Source organism: Citrobacter sp. Cpo148 (genome assembly GCF_030332375.1).
GTDB lineage: Bacteria > Pseudomonadota > Gammaproteobacteria > Enterobacterales > Enterobacteriaceae > Citrobacter > Citrobacter portucalensis.
Genome location: NZ_JAOWHY010000049.1, coordinates 70,991 through 86,127, shown reverse-complemented (window position 1 = coordinate 86,127; position 15,137 = coordinate 70,991). Strand labels below are relative to the sequence as shown.

The window sequence follows — 15,137 nt, the reverse complement described above, 5'->3', positions numbered from 1 at the left end:
CGACTTATGAAACTAAAGACCACATTGTTCGGCAATGTTTATCAGTTTAAGGATGTTAAAGAGGTGCTGGCAAAAGCCAACGAACTGCGTTCGGGGGATGTGCTGGCAGGAGTGGCCGCAACCAGTTCGCAGGAGCGCGTGGCGGCCAAGCAGGTACTGTCGGAAATGACGGTGGCGGATATCCGCAATAACCCGGTGATTTCCTATGAAGAGGACTGTGTTACTCGTCTGATTCAGGATGACGTCAACGAGACGGCCTATAGCCGTATCAAAAACTGGAGTATCAGCGAGCTGCGCGAGTACGTGCTGAGCGATGAAACCTCCGTTGATGACATTGCGTTTACGCGCAAAGGGTTAACGTCGGAAGTGGTCGCTGCGGTAGCAAAAATCTGCTCTAACGCGGACCTGATCTACGGCGGTAAGAAAATGCCGGTGATCAAAAAGGCCAATACCACCATCGGTCTGCCGGGCACCTTCAGCTGCCGTTTGCAGCCGAACGACACCCGTGATGACGTGCAGAGTATTGCCGCACAAATCTACGAAGGACTGTCCTTCGGGGCGGGCGATGCGGTGATCGGCGTAAACCCGGTAACGGATGACGTGGAAAACTTAAGCCGCGTACTGGATACCGTGTACGGCGTTATCGACAAATTCAACATCCCGACCCAGGGCTGCGTACTGGCACACGTGACTACCCAGATAGAAGCGATTCGTCGCGGCGCGCCGGGCGGGCTGATTTTCCAGAGTATCTGCGGTAGCGAAAAAGGCTTAAAAGAGTTTGGCGTTGAGCTGGCCATGCTGGATGAAGCGCGCGCAGTGGGCGCTGAGTTCAACCGTATCGCCGGGGAAAACTGCCTGTACTTCGAAACCGGGCAAGGGTCTGCACTTTCCGCGGGCGCGAACTTCGGCGCCGATCAGGTGACGATGGAAGCGCGTAACTACGGGCTGGCACGCCACTATGATCCGTTCCTGGTGAACACCGTGGTGGGCTTTATCGGGCCGGAGTATCTCTACAACGACCGTCAGATTATTCGCGCGGGTCTGGAAGATCACTTTATGGGCAAGCTGAGCGGCATCTCAATGGGCTGCGACTGCTGCTACACCAACCATGCTGATGCTGACCAGAACCTTAACGAAAACCTGATGATTCTGCTCGCCACCGCTGGCTGCAACTACATCATGGGCATGCCGCTCGGTGACGACATCATGCTCAACTATCAGACCACCGCCTTCCATGACACCGCGACCGTGCGTCAGCTGCTGAACCTGCGTCCGTCGCCGGAGTTTGAACGCTGGCTGGAAACCATGGGCATTATGGCAAACGGTCGCCTGACCAAACGGGCGGGCGATCCGTCACTGTTCTTCTGATGACGCGGGGATGACACACGATGGATCAAAAACAGATTGAAGAAATTGTACGCAGCGTAATGGCGTCAATGGGTGAGTCTCAACCGCAGGCTCAAGAACCGTCAGCTCCAGCAAAATGCAGCACCATGCAGTGCGCCGCGCCGACCGGTGAAAGCTGCGCGATGGACTTAGGCTCAGCCGAAGCCAAAGCATGGATTGGCGTTGAGAATCCGCACCGTGCAGAGGTGCTGACTGAACTTCGCCGTAGCACCGCTGCGCGTGTATGTACCGGTCGTGCCGGTCCTCGTCCGCGTACCCAGGCGCTGCTGCGTTTCCTGGCTGACCACTCGCGTTCGAAAGATACGGTATTGAAAGAAGTGCCGGAAGAGTGGGTAAAAGCCCAGGGGCTACTGGAAGTGCGCTCGGAAATCAGCGACAAAAACCTGTATCTGACGCGTCCGGATATGGGGCGTCGTCTGAGTGCGGAAGCCATTGAAGCACTGAAATCACAGTGTGTAATGAATCCGGATGTGCAGGTGATTATTTCTGATGGCCTGTCTACCGACGCGATTACCGCTAACTATGAAGAGATCCTGCCGCCGCTGTTGTCGGGCTTAAAACAGGCCGGATTGAAGGTCGGGACGCCGTTCTTTGTTCGCTATGGGCGCGTGAAAATAGAAGATCAGATCGGCGAACTGCTGGGTGCAAAAGCGGTGATCCTGCTGGTTGGTGAACGTCCGGGCCTCGGCCAGTCGGAAAGTCTTTCTTGCTATGCCGTCTATTCGCCGCGTGTGGCGACCACCGTTGAGGCTGATCGTACCTGTATCTCGAACATTCACCAGGGCGGTACGCCACCGGTTGAAGCGGCGGCGGTGATTGTGGATTTGGCCAAGCGCATGCTGGAGCAAAAAGCATCCGGCATCAATATGACCCGTTAAGGAGGCATCATGCCAGCATTAGATTTAATTAGACCTTCAGTCACCGCAATGCGTGTGATTGCCTCGGTAAATGACGGTTTTGCCCGCGAACTTAAATTACCGCCACATATACGTAGCCTCGGACTCATCACAGCAGATTCTGATGACGTGGCGTATATTGCCGCAGACGAAGCGACAAAACAGGCAATGGTCGAAGTGGTTTATGGCCGCTCGCTGTATGCCGGTGCGGCGCACAGTCCCTCTCCAACATCGGGCGAAGTGCTGATTATGCTCGGTGGACCAAACCCGGCCGAAGTTCGCGCGGGTCTGGACGCGATGGTGGCCAATATTGAAAGCGGGGCGGCATTCCAGTGGGCGAATGACGCAGAAGATACCGCCTTCCTGGCGCATGTGGTTTCGCGTACCGGTTCGTATCTCTCCGCAACCGCGGGATGCCGACTGGGCGATCCGATGGCGTATCTGGTAGCACCGCCGCTGGAAGCGACATTTGGTATTGATGCCGCGCTGAAATCTGCCGATGTACAACTGGTGACCTATGTACCACCGCCGTCAGAAACTAACTATTCAGCCGCGTTTTTGACCGGTAGCCAGGCCGCTTGTAAAGCCGCATGTAACGCCTTTGCCGATGCCGTTCTGGATATTGCCCGTAATCCAATCCAGCGCGCGTAAGAGAGGTAGTGATGATCAATGCACTGGGATTACTGGAAGTGGATGGCATGGTGGCTGCCGTGGACGCGGCCGATGCCATGCTGAAAGCCGCGAACGTGCGTCTGCTTAGCCACGAAGTGCTCGATCCTGGTCGGCTGACGCTGGTGGTGGAAGGCGATCTGGCGGCATGCCGCGCAGCGCTGGATGCTGGCAGTGCAGCCGCAGCGCGTACGGGCCGTGTTATCAGCCGTAAGGAAATAGGCCGGCCGGACGATGACACCCAGTGGCTGATCGGCGGTTTTAAACGCCAGCCGAAGAAACCTGAACAGAAGCCAGAAGCGAAAACAGAAGTGAAACCAGAGAAGACACAGGACGCCCCAGTGACGTCTGAATCCTCTGCCCAACTTCTGACGCTGTTAGCATCGGTCCGTCAAGGAATGACGGCAGGGGAAGTGGCGGCCCACTTTGGCTGGTCACTTGATGAAGCCAGAAATGCGCTGGAACAGCTCTTTTCTGATGGAGCGTTGCGTAAACGCAGTAGTCGCTACCGCTTAAAAAATTAACCTGTCGGAGGGCCGGGGGCTTCGTTGAAGCTTCCGGCTTAAAAGATCATGAAAAAGAACCGTACTGCAAACTTGCACCATCTTTATCATGAAGTATTACCCGAAGACGTTAAACTGACGCCGAAAGTGGAAGTGGACAACGTTCACCAACGGCGAACAACGGATGTGTATGAGCACGCGCTGACGATTACCGCCTGGCAGCAGATCTACGACCAGCTGCATCCGGGAAAATTTCATGGCGAGTTCACGGAAATCCTGCTCGATGATATTCAGGTGTTCCGTGAATACACCGGACTGGCGCTGCGTCAGTCGTGCCTTGTCTGGCCAAACTCATTTTGGTTTGGCATTCCGGCCACGCGCGGCGAGCAGGGATTTATTGGTACCCAGTGTTTGGGTAGCGCTGAAATTGCCACCCGCCCAGGCGGGACGGAGTTTGAACTGAGTACGCCGGATGATTACACCATTTTGGGTGTCGTCATTTCGGAAGAGGCCATTGCTCGTCAGGCTAACTTCCTGCATAACCCGGAAAGGGTGCTACATATGCTGCGCAATCAGTCGGCGCTGGAAGTTAAAGAACAACACAAAGCCGCGCTATGGGGCTTTGTGCAGCAGGCGCTGGCGACGTTTAGTGAGAATCCTGAAAACCTTCACCAACCCGCGGTGCGTAAAGTGTTAGGGGATAACCTGCTGCTGGCGATGGGCACCATGCTGGAAGAAGCGCAGCCGATTATGACTGCGGAGAGCATCAGCCATCAGAGCTATCGTCGCTTGCTGTCACGTGCGCGCGAATATGTGCTGGAAAATATGTCAGAGCCGCTGACCGTGCTCGACTTATGCAATCAGCTGCACGTTAGCCGCCGGACGTTGCAAAACGCCTTTCACGCGATCCTCGGTATTGGACCGAATGCCTGGCTGAAACGTATTCGCCTGAACGCCGTGCGCCGTGAGTTGATAAGCCCATGGTCGCAGAGTGCGACTGTGAAAGACGCCGCCATGCAGTGGGGATTCTGGCATTTAGGGCAGTTTGCCACCGACTACCAGCAGCTGTTTGCGGAGAAACCGTCGTTGACGCTGCATCAGCGTATGCGCCAGTGGGCATGATGAGATTATTGTGCCGGATGCGACGCTAACGCGTCTTATCCGGCCTACGGGTTTGCCGTTGTTGTAGGCCTGATAAGCGTAGCGCCATCAGGCAATTACACCCAGTCGCGGACCTGAATAAACTCGCTAAGGGCAGCTTCCGGGCTGTTCGCTTCCGGCTGCCAGTCATACTCCCAGCGTACCAGCGGTGGCATCGACATCAGAATCGACTCCGTGCGCCCGCCGGTTTGCAAACCGAACAACGTGCCGCGATCCCACACCAGATTAAATTCCACATAGCGCCCACGACGATAAAGCTGGAAATTACGCTCGCGCTCGCCCCAGCTCATCATTTTGCGGCGTTCGACGATGGGCAGATACGCCTCGGTGTATCCTTGACCTACCGCCTGCATAAAAGCGAAGCAGTGGTCGAAATCAGGGGTATTCAAATCATCGAAAAACAGCCCGCCAATGCCGCGCTGTTCGTTGCGGTGCTTGAGGAAGAAGTAGTCATCGCACCACTTTTTGTAACGTGGATACACGTCATCGCCAAACGGCTGGCACAGATCCCGCGCCGTGCGATGCCAGTGAACCGCATCCTCATCAAATCCGTAGTAGGGCGTTAAGTCAAAGCCGCCGCCAAACCACCACACGGGATCGGCCCCCGGTTTTTCCGCGATAAAAAACCGTACGTTGGCATGACTGGTTGGAATGTAGGGATTCTGCGGGTGCACCACCAACGAGACGCCCATCGCTTCAAAGCTGCGCCCGGCAAGCTCCGGGCGATGCGCGGTAGCCGAGGCCGGCATTGCATCGCCGTGGACGTGGGAGAAGTTGACGCCTGCTTGCTCGAAAATACCGCCGTTACGCAACACCCTACTGCGCCCGCCGCCGCCCGCTTCGCGTTGCCAGTTATCCTCAACAAATTCGCTGCCGTCTACGGTGGATAACTGCTGACAAATTTCATCCTGCAGGCTGAGCAGGAACTGTTTTACGCGCTGTGCATCGGGCTTCATGGTTAACGTTTCTTCGAGTGTGCTTTCTGGTTATCAAACCAGTGGAAATAGCTGATGATGCCATTGGCGATAGCGGTGGCGATTTTCTGACGAAACGCCGCCGTACCCAGCAATCGTTCTTCTTCCGGGTTGGTGATGAACGAGGTTTCGACCAGGACCGACGGAATCGAAGGTGATTTTAGCACCACGAAGGCGGCCTGTTCCGTGCTGCGACTGTGCAGACGGTGTACCGGCTTGATCTTCTTAAGAATATGCGAGCCTAACGTCAGGCTGTTTTTTATGGTGTCAGTTTGCACCAGATCGAATAGCACCTGCTGCAACAAATGATCTTTGTCAGTGGCCTTCTTTCCGGCGACTTCATCGGCCCGGTTTTCACGATCGGACAGATATTTCGCCATGGCGCTACTGGCGCCGCGATTGGATAAGGCAAAGACCGAAGCACCCGCAGCGCTCGGATTGGTAAAACCGTCGGCGTGGATCGACATGAACAGATCGGCACCATGTTTGTGGGCGATCTCGACGCGATCGTAGAGCGGAATAAACGTATCGCCGGAGCGGGTCAGGCGTGCATCAATCCCCTGGTTACGTAGGATCGAGCGCACGTTTTTGGCAATAGCCAACACAACGTGCTTTTCTTTCGAGCCGTTGCGACCAATTGCGCCGGTATCAATCCCTCCGTGCCCCGGATCAAGGACAACAACGCGCTTAGCACCGGATTTTTTCGCTTTCGGTTTGCTGTGTCCATTGCTGGTCTTTAGCGCTTCTTCTTTAGCGATGGCTTGTGACATGCCTGACAGCGTCAGGGCGGCCAGCCCGGCTTTCAGCACCTGGCGGCGCGATGTGAGTGTTTTTAGTGGTTTAAAAGTGCTCATACGGCCTGAGTTGTAAAAAAAAGGTTCTAAACGTTATATCGTATCGCGTAGTCCGTTGCGACGGATCGAGATAAGAATTGTTTTACTTTTCATTTCAATACGTGACAATTCCGTATTATGCCATTTTTTCCGCCGCTTCGCGTCAGATATTGGCTAAATCAGCCGTTCGCGCCATAATCGCTTTTTAACGTCCTGAAAAGGTACCCAATACCATGGAAATACGCGTTTTTCGCCAGGAAGATTTCGAAGAGGTGATCACCCTCTGGGAGCGTTGTGATTTGCTGCGTCCATGGAACGACCCTGAAATGGACATCGAACGTAAAGTCAATCATGACGTCAGCTTGTTCCTCGTCGCTGAAGTGAACGGTGAGGTGGTCGGTACGGTGATGGGCGGATACGACGGGCATCGCGGTTCCGCCTATTACTTGGGCGTGCATCCTGAGTTTCGCGGTCGCGGCATCGCCAATGCGCTGCTCAACCGGCTGGAGAAAAAGCTCATTGCCCGCGGTTGTCCGAAGATTCAAATCATGGTGCGTGACGATAACGACGTCGTACAGGGCATGTATGAACGTTTGGGCTATGAACATGCGGATGTACTCAATCTGGGCAAGCGTTTGATCGAAGATGAAGAGTACTGAGTTTCATCCGGCCGACTATGACGGTCATGGGCGTCTGCGCCTGCCTTTTCTCTTCTGGTGCGTACTGCTGTTGCAGGCACGCACCTGGGTTTTGTTTGTGATTGCCGGTTCTTCCCGTGAGCAGGGCAACACCTTGCTGAATCTGTTTTATCCCGATCATGACGCATTCTGGCTGGGGTTGCTTCCCGGCGTTCCCGCCGTGTTGGCGTTTTTACTCAGCGGGCGACGCTTTGCGTTTCCGGTGATCTGGCGCTGGCTGCGCGGATTATTGATTCTCGCTCAACTGGTGCTGCTGTGCTGGCAGCCGGTGATGTGGCTGGCAGGCGATCCGCTCAACGGCGTCGGGCTGGCGCTGCTGGTGGCGGATATCGTCGCGCTGATCTGGCTGTTAACCAATCAACGTCTGCGTGCCTGTTTTTCCCTTGAGAAAGAATAACGGCACTTTTTGGGGAAACCGGACTCCAAGCACCGTTGATAAATAAGGAAGGAAGTGAAATGAAATCACTGCGTTTGACTTTATGCACGATGCCGCTGCTACTGGCCGGGTGTTCAACGTTGTCCTCGGTGAACTGGTCTGCCGCCAATCCGTGGAACTGGTTTGGTTCTTCAACGCAGGTCACAGAGCAGGGCGTCGGAGCGTTAACGGGCGCTACGCCGCTGGATGAAAAAGCCATTGCTGATGCGCTGGACGGCGATTACCGCCTGCGTAGCGGAATGAAGACCGATAACGGTAATGTGGTGCGCTTCTATGAAGCGATGAAAGACGACAAGCTGGCGATAGTCATCAACGGCAGCCAGGGAACCATCAATCGTATTGATGTATTAGATCACGATATTTCGTCAGCCGCGGGTGTCGAAATCGGTACACCGTTTAGTGACCTTTACACTAAAGCTTTCGGTAATTGCCAAAAAGCAACCGGAGATGACAGCGCGGGCGTTGAGTGTAAAGCTGAAGGAAGTCAACATATTAGCTATATTTTTTCCGGTGAATGGAGCGGGCCTGAGGATATAATGCCGTCTGACGACACGCTGAAAGCGTGGAAAGTAAGCAAAATTATCTGGCGGCGTTAATTTGCGTCTGAACAAATCAGCTTGTTAAAAAAACAGGTAGAATAGCGCCCATCAATGCCACGATGTCGTGGCATCTTTTTTTCAGGAGGAACAATGTCTCAGGTTCAGAGTGGCATTTTGCCAGAACATTGCCGTGCGGCGATTTGGATTGAAGCCAATGTTAAAGGCGACGTTGATGCCCTGCGTGCGGCCAGCAAAACCTTCGCCGATAAGCTGGCGACCTTTGAAGCTAAGTTCCCGGATGCGCATCTGGGCGCGGTTGTCGCTTTTGGCAACAACACCTGGCGTGCATTGAGCGGCGGCGTCGGTGCTGAAGAGTTAAAAGACTTTATCCCTTACGGTAAAGGTCTGGCACCAGCAACCCAATATGACGTGTTGATCCATATTCTCTCTTTGCGTCATGACGTGAATTTCTCCGTTGCACAGGCGGCAATGGAAGCATTTGGCGACTGTATTGAAGTTAAAGAAGAAATCCACGGTTTCCGTTGGGTCGAAGAGCGCGATCTCAGCGGCTTTGTTGACGGTACGGAAAACCCGGCAGGCGAAGAAACGCGCCGTGAAGTTGCCGTTATCAAAGATGGTGTGGATGCCGGTGGCAGCTATGTGTTTGTGCAGCGTTGGGAACATAACCTGAAGCAGCTTAATCGCATGAGCATCCATGACCAGGAAATGATGATTGGTCGTACCAAGGAAGCCAACGAAGAGATCGACGGTGATGACCGTCCGGTCACCTCTCACCTGAGCCGTGTTGACCTAAAAGAAGACGGTAAAGGGCTGAAAATTGTGCGCCAGAGCCTGCCATACGGTACTGCCAGCGGCACGCATGGTCTCTATTTCTGCGCCTACTGCGCTCGTCTGCACAACATTGAACAACAATTGCTGAGCATGTTTGGTGACACCGACGGTAAGCGTGATGCGATGCTGCGCTTCACCAAACCGGTAACCGGCGGCTATTACTTTGCACCGTCGCTGGACCGTTTAATGGCGCTGTAATGGCGAGCTGATCCTGTTATCGGCCACGAAATAGACATCCCCGCATCGTCGGGGATTTTTTTTACCTGAGATTAACCTGATTTAGTGAGCTATTCCTCAGCACTAATTTGTTATTGCTGTATCTTCTGCGTGAATGAAGCGAAGGCTTCATATTCAAAAGGAGAATATTGAAATGGGAAAACTCACGGGCAAAACAGCATTGATTACGGGCGCATCTCAGGGTATTGGCGAGGGTATCGCCAGAACGTTTGCCCGCCATGGTGCGAACTTAATCCTGCTGGATATCTCCGATGAGATTGAAAAACTGGCGGATGAGTTGGCTGGGCGAGGGCACCGTTGCACAGCCGTTCACGCTGACGTCAGAGATTTTGCGTCGGTCAAGGAAGCGGTGACGCGCGCGAAGCAGATTGAAGGCAAAATCGATATTCTGGTGAACAATGCCGGCGTATGCCGCCTCGGCAACTTCCTTGATATGAGCGATGAAGATCGCGATTTCCACATTGATATCAACATTAAAGGCGTCTGGAACGTGACGAAAGCCGTTCTGCCGGAGATGATTGCGCGCAAAGATGGGCGCATCGTGATGATGTCATCGGTGACCGGCGATATGGTTGCTGACCCGGGCGAAACGGCCTACGCGCTGTCGAAAGCCGCGATCATCGGTTTGACCAAATCCCTGGCGGTAGAATATGCGCAGTCCGGCATTCGCGTGAATGCCATTTGCCCTGGCTACGTTCGTACGCCGATGGCGGAAAGCATTGCGCGTCAGTCTAACCCGGAAGATCCTGAATCCGTTTTAGTCGAAATGGCGAAAGCGATCCCGATGCGTCGTCTGGCCTGCCCGCTTGAGGTCGGTGAACTGGCGGCGTTCCTGGCATCGGATGAGTCCAGTTATTTAACTGGCACGCAAAACGTGATTGATGGCGGCAGCACTTTGCCTGAAAGCGTAAGCGTCGGCGTCTGATTGATGCCGGTCTCCTCCCCATGTGCTGGGGAGGAGGTACCCCTTATTCTCTTTTCAACTTTCAAATCATCAAACGGTATATAAAACCGTTACTCCTTTAGCACTGGTTATAAATATGATGACCATAAGAAAGTCATTTAATTTATAAGGGTGCGCAATGGCCGTTAACTTACTGAAAAAAAGAACACTGACGCTGGCAGCCATGCTGTTGCTGGTGGGGCAGGCGCAGGCAACGGAACTGCTGAACAGTTCATACGATGTTTCCCGCGAGCTGTTTGCCGCCCTTAATCCGCCGTTTGAACAGCAATGGGCCAAGGATAACGGCGGCGACAAACTGACGATTAAACAATCTCATGCCGGGTCATCAAAACAGGCGTTGGCGATTTTGCAGGGGCTGAAAGCTGACGTCGTGACCTATAACCAGGTGACCGACGTGCAGATCCTGCATGACAAAGGCAAGCTGATCCCTGCCGACTGGCAAAGCCGCCTGCCGAATAACAGTTCGCCATTCTATTCCACCATGGCGTTTTTGGTGCGTAAGGGCAACCCGAAGAATATCCACGAATGGAACGATCTGGTTCGCCCGGACGTGAAGCTGATTTTCCCGAACCCGAAAACCTCCGGTAACGCACGCTATACCTATCTGGCTGCGTGGGGCGCGGCAGATAAAGCGGACGGTGGGGATAAAGCTAAAACCGAACAGTTCATGACCCAGTTTCTGAAAAACGTGGAAGTATTTGATACCGGCGGTCGTGGTGCAACTACCACCTTCGTGGAGCGCGGTCTGGGCGACGTACTGATTACCTTTGAATCGGAAGTGAACAATATCCGTAAACAGTACGAAGACCAGGGCTTCGAAGTGGTGGTGCCGAAGGTCAACATTCTGGCGGAGTTCCCGGTGGCCTGGGTAGATAAAAATGTGCAGGCCAACGGTACTGAAAAAGCGGCGAAAGCTTACCTGAACTGGCTGTACAGCCCGCAGGCGCAAACCATCATTACCGATTTCTACTACCGCGTGAATAACCCGCAGGTAATGGACAAGCTGAAAGATAAATTCCCGCAGACCGAATTGTTCCGTGTGGAAGATAAGTTTGGCTCGTGGCCTGAAGTGATGAAAACGCACTTTGTCAGCGGCGGTGAGCTGGACAAACTGCTGGCGGCGGGGCGTAAGTAAATGTTTGCTGTTTCTTCCCGACGTGTGCTGCCCGGCTTCACTTTGAGCCTGGGCACCAGCTTACTGTTTGTCTGCCTGATATTGCTGCTGCCGCTGAGCGCGCTGGTGATGCAACTGGCGCAAATGAGCTGGGCGCAATACTGGGATGTGATTACCAATCCGCAGGTGGTGGCGGCTTATAAAGTGACGCTGCTGTCAGCGTTTGTGGCGTCGATTTTTAACGGCGTGTTCGGTTTGCTGATGGCGTGGATCTTAACACGCTATCGCTTTCCGGGCCGTACGCTGCTGGATGCGCTGATGGACCTGCCGTTCGCACTGCCTACGGCGGTGGCAGGTCTGACGCTGGCGTCACTGTTTTCGGTTAATGGCTTCTACGGCGAGTGGCTGGCGAAGCTGGATATCAAGGTGACCTACACCTGGCTCGGTATCGCGGTAGCGATGGCCTTTACCAGCATTCCGTTTGTGGTGCGTACCGTGCAACCGGTACTGGAAGAGTTAGGCCCGGAATATGAAGAAGCAGCTGAAACGCTCGGTGCTACGCGCTGGCAAAGTTTCCGTAAAGTAGTGCTGCCGGAGCTGTCTCCTGCGCTGGTGGCGGGCGTTGCGCTGTCGTTTACCCGCAGCCTCGGTGAGTTTGGCGCGGTTATTTTTATCGCCGGAAACATCGCATGGAAGACGGAAGTGACCTCGCTGATGATTTTTGTTCGCTTGCAGGAGTTTGACTACCCGGCCGCCAGCGCGATTGCTTCTGTGATCCTCGGGGCTTCGTTGTTGCTGCTGTTTTCAATTAACACTCTGCAAAGTCGCTTTGGTCGACGTGTGGTAGGTCACTGATGGCAGACATTACCCAATTGAAACGCTATGGCGCACCCCGCATCAACTGGGGGAAATGGTTTCTGATCGGCACGGGCATGCTGGTCTCCGCGTTTATTTTGCTGGTGCCGATGATTTACATCTTCGTGCAGGCGTTCAGCAAGGGATTAATGCCGGTATTACAGAACCTGGCGGATCCGGACATGCTGCATGCCATCTGGCTGACAGTGCTGATTGCGCTGATTGCGGTCCCGGTGAACCTGGTGTTTGGTGTGTTGCTGGCCTGGCTGGTGACCCGTTTTAACTTCCCAGGACGCCAACTACTACTAACGTTACTGGATATTCCATTTGCTGTCTCGCCGGTGGTCGCCGGTCTGGTCTATCTGCTGTTTTACGGCTCTAACGGCCCGCTTGGTGGGTGGCTGGATGAGCATAACCTGCAAATTATGTTTGCCTGGCCGGGGATGGTGCTGGTGACAGTGTTCGTGACCTGTCCGTTTGTGGTGCGTGAGCTGGTGCCGGTGATGTTAAGCCAGGGCAGCAATGAAGATGAAGCGGCTGTGTTGCTGGGTGCATCCGGCTGGCAGATGTTCCGCCGCGTTACGCTGCCGAATATCCGTTGGGCATTGCTGTACGGTGTGGTTTTGACCAACGCCCGTGCGATTGGTGAGTTTGGCGCGGTGTCAGTGGTTTCCGGCTCGATTCGCGGCGAAACCTTATCGCTGCCGCTACAGATTGAATTACTGGAGCAGGACTACAACACGGTCGGCTCCTTTACCGCCGCGGCGCTATTAACGCTGATGGCGATTATTACCCTGTTTTTGAAGAGCATGTTGCAATGGCGTCTGGAGAACCAGGAAAAACGCGCGCAGCAGGAGGAAAATCATGAGCATTGAGATTGCCAATATTAAGAAGTCTTTTGGTCGCACCCAGGTGCTGAACGATATCTCGCTGGATATTCCTTCAGGTCAGATGGTCGCGCTGCTGGGGCCATCCGGCTCGGGCAAAACCACGCTGCTGCGCATTATTGCCGGGCTGGAGCATCAGTCCAGCGGGCATATCCGTTTTCACGGTACCGACGTCAGCCGATTGCACGCCCGCGACCGTAAGGTGGGGTTCGTGTTCCAGCACTATGCGCTGTTTCGTCATATGACCGTTTTCGACAATATCGCGTTTGGTCTGACGGTCCTGCCACGGCGTGAGCGCCCGAATTCGGCGGCCATCAAAGCAAAAGTGACCAAACTGCTGGAAATGGTTCAACTGGCTCATCTGGCGGACCGTTTCCCGGCACAGCTCTCCGGCGGGCAAAAACAGCGCGTGGCGTTGGCGCGTGCGCTGGCGGTAGAGCCGCAGATCCTGCTGCTCGACGAACCGTTTGGTGCGCTTGATGCGCAGGTGCGCAAAGAGCTGCGTCGATGGCTGCGCCAGCTGCATGAAGAGCTGAAATTTACCAGCGTGTTTGTTACCCACGATCAGGAAGAAGCAACGGAAGTCGCAGACCGCGTGGTGGTGATGAGTCAGGGTCATATCGAACAGGCTGATGCGCCGGATCAGGTATGGCGCGAACCGGCTACTCGTTTCGTCCTGGAATTTATGGGTGAGGTTAACCGCCTGCAGGGGACGATTCGTGGCGGCCAATTCCATGTGGGCGCACACCGCTGGCCGCTGGGTTATACGCCTGGCTATCAGGGACCGGTGGATCTGTTCCTGCGCCCGTGGGAAGTGGACGTGAGCCGTCGTACCAGCCTGGATTCGCCGTTGCCGGTACAAGTGCTGGAAGCCAGCCCGAAAGGACACTACACCCAATTAGTTGTGCAACCCCTGGGGTGGTATAACGAACCGTTGACGGTAGTCATGCAGGGCGATGATTCCCCTGGCCGCGGCGAACGTCTGTTTGTCGGGCTGCAAAATGCGCGCCTGTATAACGGCGACCAGCGTATTGAAACGCGGGAAGAGGAACTTGCCCTGGCGCAAAGCGCCTGATAGGTTAATTCGTATAGTTATCATCCGGTGGCGCTGCGCTTACCGGGCTTACCAGGTGCAGCATGACCTGTAGGCCGGGTAAGTACAGCGCCACCCGGCATTTTTATTGAGCTGAAAACGTGAACACATTAGAACAAACAATTGGCAATACGCCTCTGGTGAAATTACAACGTCTGGCGCCGGATAACGGTAGTGAAATTTGGGTCAAGCTGGAAGGCAATAATCCCGCAGGTTCGGTGAAAGACCGCGCCGCGTTGTCGATGATCGTCGAAGCGGAAAAGCGCGGAGAAATTAAGCCAGGCGACGTGCTGATTGAGGCGACCAGCGGTAATACCGGAATTGCGCTGGCAATGATCGCCGCGCTGAAGGGCTATCGCATGAAGCTGCTGATGCCAGACAACATGAGCCAGGAGCGCCGTGCGGCGATGCGCGCCTATGGTGCCGAGCTGATTCTGGTCACCAAAGAGCAGGGGATGGAAGGCGCGCGCGATTTAGCCCTTGAGATGGCGCAGCGGGGAGAAGGCAAGCTGCTGGATCAGTTTAATAATCCGGATAACCCGTACGCGCATTACACTACCACCGGACCGGAAATCTGGCAGCAGACGTCAGGTCGTATTACCCACTTTGTCTCCAGTATGGGAACGACAGGCACCATTACCGGTGTGTCGCGTTTTCTGCGTGAGCAAGAAAAAGCGGTCACTATCGTTGGCCTGCAGCCGGAAGAGGGCAGTAGTATTCCGGGAATTCGCCGCTGGCCTGCGGAGTATATGCCAGGCATTTTTAACGCCTCGCTGGTGGATGAGGTGCTGGATATTCACCAGAACGATGCGGAAAACACCATGCGTGAACTGGCCGTGCGCGAAGGGATTTTCTGTGGTGTCAGTTCTGGTGGCGCGGTAGCGGGGGCGTTACGTGTGGCGCGCGCGACCCCGGGAGCGGTGGTGGTGGCGATCATCTGCGATCGCGGCGATCGCTACCTTTCAACCGGCGTGTTTGGCGAAGAGCACTTTAACCAGGGATTAGGGATTTAGTTTTCA

17 protein-coding genes are annotated in these 15,137 nt (G+C 54.7%); 15 read left to right on the top strand and 2 right to left on the bottom strand.

Features of this window, described 5'->3' with window-relative positions; translation table 11 throughout:
- The first annotated feature begins 6 nt into the window (after positions 1-6).
- From eutB to eutR, 5 genes are read left to right on the top strand one after another with little or no spacing between them, the layout of a single operon-like run.
- Positions 7-1,368, top strand: a complete 1,362-nt coding sequence (eutB, locus tag OGY10_RS20670; RefSeq protein ID WP_167820184.1) for an ethanolamine ammonia-lyase subunit alpha — start codon at positions 7-9, stop codon at positions 1,366-1,368.
- Positions 1,369-1,388: 20 nt separating this feature from the next.
- Positions 1,389-2,285, top strand: a complete 897-nt coding sequence (gene eutC, locus OGY10_RS20665) for an ethanolamine ammonia-lyase subunit EutC (protein ID WP_284878537.1) — start codon at positions 1,389-1,391, stop codon at positions 2,283-2,285.
- 9 nt (positions 2,286-2,294) lie between these two features.
- Positions 2,295-2,954: an ethanolamine utilization microcompartment protein EutL gene (eutL, locus tag OGY10_RS20660; RefSeq protein WP_003838537.1), complete on the top strand. Its 660-nt coding sequence runs from the start codon at positions 2,295-2,297 to the stop codon at positions 2,952-2,954.
- 11 nt (positions 2,955-2,965) lie between these two features.
- Positions 2,966-3,496: an ethanolamine utilization microcompartment protein EutK gene (eutK, locus tag OGY10_RS20655; RefSeq protein WP_003835033.1), complete on the top strand. Its 531-nt coding sequence runs from the start codon at positions 2,966-2,968 to the stop codon at positions 3,494-3,496.
- A gap of 48 nt (positions 3,497-3,544) precedes the next feature.
- Positions 3,545-4,597, top strand: a complete 1,053-nt coding sequence (gene eutR, locus OGY10_RS20650) for an HTH-type transcriptional regulator EutR (RefSeq protein ID WP_003835032.1) — start codon at positions 3,545-3,547, stop codon at positions 4,595-4,597.
- A gap of 95 nt (positions 4,598-4,692) precedes the next feature.
- Here the strand turns inward: eutR and hemF are convergent, their stop codons facing one another.
- Positions 4,693-5,592, bottom strand: coding sequence for an oxygen-dependent coproporphyrinogen oxidase (gene hemF, locus OGY10_RS20645; RefSeq protein WP_048224960.1), 900 nt, complete (start codon positions 5,590-5,592; stop codon positions 4,693-4,695).
- A 2-nt stretch (positions 5,593-5,594) separates the two neighbouring features.
- A complete protein-coding gene (amiA, locus tag OGY10_RS20640) occupies positions 5,595-6,464 on the bottom strand; it encodes an N-acetylmuramoyl-L-alanine amidase AmiA (RefSeq protein WP_003038046.1) in 870 nt (289 codons plus the stop codon).
- 212 nt (positions 6,465-6,676) lie between these two features.
- Between amiA and OGY10_RS20635 the strand changes: the two genes are divergently transcribed.
- From OGY10_RS20635 to cysM, 10 genes are all read left to right on the top strand, one after another.
- A complete protein-coding gene (locus OGY10_RS20635; protein WP_003038048.1) occupies positions 6,677-7,102 on the top strand; it encodes a GNAT family acetyltransferase in 426 nt (141 codons plus the stop codon).
- Positions 7,089-7,538 (top strand): DUF2919 domain-containing protein, encoded by a 450-nt coding sequence (locus OGY10_RS20630; protein WP_003835027.1) that lies wholly within the window; start codon positions 7,089-7,091, stop codon positions 7,536-7,538. The genes OGY10_RS20635 and OGY10_RS20630 overlap by 14 nt, the downstream gene beginning before the upstream one ends.
- A 59-nt stretch (positions 7,539-7,597) precedes the next feature.
- Positions 7,598-8,173 carry an RpoE-regulated lipoprotein gene (locus tag OGY10_RS20625; RefSeq protein ID WP_286577342.1) on the top strand — a complete coding sequence of 192 codons (576 nt, stop codon included), beginning with the start codon at positions 7,598-7,600 and terminating at the stop codon, positions 8,171-8,173.
- A gap of 93 nt (positions 8,174-8,266) precedes the next feature.
- Positions 8,267-9,166 carry a porphyrinogen peroxidase gene (gene yfeX / locus OGY10_RS20620; protein WP_003835022.1) on the top strand — a complete coding sequence of 300 codons (900 nt, stop codon included), beginning with the start codon at positions 8,267-8,269 and terminating at the stop codon, positions 9,164-9,166.
- Positions 9,167-9,338: 172 nt separating this feature from the next.
- The gene (gene ucpA / locus OGY10_RS20615) at positions 9,339-10,130 is read left to right on the top strand and encodes an SDR family oxidoreductase UcpA (protein WP_003835020.1); all 792 of its coding nucleotides are present in this window, start codon (positions 9,339-9,341) and stop codon (positions 10,128-10,130) included.
- A gap of 157 nt (positions 10,131-10,287) precedes the next feature.
- A complete protein-coding gene (gene cysP, locus OGY10_RS20610; protein ID WP_003835019.1) occupies positions 10,288-11,304 on the top strand; it encodes a thiosulfate/sulfate ABC transporter substrate-binding protein CysP in 1,017 nt (338 codons plus the stop codon).
- Positions 11,305-12,138, top strand: coding sequence for a sulfate/thiosulfate ABC transporter permease CysT (gene cysT, locus OGY10_RS20605; protein WP_003038061.1), 834 nt, complete (start codon positions 11,305-11,307; stop codon positions 12,136-12,138).
- A complete protein-coding gene (cysW, locus tag OGY10_RS20600) occupies positions 12,138-13,013 on the top strand; it encodes a sulfate/thiosulfate ABC transporter permease CysW (protein ID WP_003038064.1) in 876 nt (291 codons plus the stop codon). The genes cysT and cysW overlap by 1 nt, the downstream gene beginning before the upstream one ends.
- Positions 13,003-14,100 (top strand): sulfate/thiosulfate ABC transporter ATP-binding protein CysA, encoded by a 1,098-nt coding sequence (cysA, locus tag OGY10_RS20595; RefSeq protein ID WP_191226951.1) that lies wholly within the window; start codon positions 13,003-13,005, stop codon positions 14,098-14,100. Before cysW ends, cysA begins: the two co-directional genes overlap by 11 nt.
- A gap of 119 nt (positions 14,101-14,219) precedes the next feature.
- A complete protein-coding gene (gene cysM, locus OGY10_RS20590) occupies positions 14,220-15,131 on the top strand; it encodes a cysteine synthase CysM (RefSeq protein ID WP_003835014.1) in 912 nt (303 codons plus the stop codon).
- Positions 15,132-15,137 lie beyond the last annotated feature (6 nt).

Bases quoted from the DNA above. Each gene is read 5' to 3' on its own strand.
- eutB (WP_167820184.1), top strand. From the start codon at position 7: ATGAAACTAAAGACCACATTGTTCGGCAATGTTTATCAGTTTAAGGAT.
- eutC (WP_284878537.1), top strand. From the start codon at position 1,389: ATGGATCAAAAACAGATTGAAGAAATTGTACGCAGCGTAATGGCGTCA.
- eutL (WP_003838537.1), top strand. From the start codon at position 2,295: ATGCCAGCATTAGATTTAATTAGACCTTCAGTCACCGCAATGCGTGTG.
- eutK (WP_003835033.1), top strand. From the start codon at position 2,966: ATGATCAATGCACTGGGATTACTGGAAGTGGATGGCATGGTGGCTGCC.
- eutR (WP_003835032.1), top strand. From the start codon at position 3,545: ATGAAAAAGAACCGTACTGCAAACTTGCACCATCTTTATCATGAAGTA.
- hemF (WP_048224960.1), bottom strand. From the start codon at position 5,592: ATGAAGCCCGATGCACAGCGCGTAAAACAGTTCCTGCTCAGCCTGCAG.
- amiA (WP_003038046.1), bottom strand. From the start codon at position 6,464: ATGAGCACTTTTAAACCACTAAAAACACTCACATCGCGCCGCCAGGTG.
- OGY10_RS20635 (WP_003038048.1), top strand. From the start codon at position 6,677: ATGGAAATACGCGTTTTTCGCCAGGAAGATTTCGAAGAGGTGATCACC.
- OGY10_RS20630 (WP_003835027.1), top strand. From the start codon at position 7,089: ATGAAGAGTACTGAGTTTCATCCGGCCGACTATGACGGTCATGGGCGT.
- OGY10_RS20625 (WP_286577342.1), top strand. From the start codon at position 7,598: ATGAAATCACTGCGTTTGACTTTATGCACGATGCCGCTGCTACTGGCC.
- yfeX (WP_003835022.1), top strand. From the start codon at position 8,267: ATGTCTCAGGTTCAGAGTGGCATTTTGCCAGAACATTGCCGTGCGGCG.
- ucpA (WP_003835020.1), top strand. From the start codon at position 9,339: ATGGGAAAACTCACGGGCAAAACAGCATTGATTACGGGCGCATCTCAG.
- cysP (WP_003835019.1), top strand. From the start codon at position 10,288: ATGGCCGTTAACTTACTGAAAAAAAGAACACTGACGCTGGCAGCCATG.
- cysT (WP_003038061.1), top strand. From the start codon at position 11,305: ATGTTTGCTGTTTCTTCCCGACGTGTGCTGCCCGGCTTCACTTTGAGC.
- cysW (WP_003038064.1), top strand. From the start codon at position 12,138: ATGGCAGACATTACCCAATTGAAACGCTATGGCGCACCCCGCATCAAC.
- cysA (WP_191226951.1), top strand. From the start codon at position 13,003: ATGAGCATTGAGATTGCCAATATTAAGAAGTCTTTTGGTCGCACCCAG.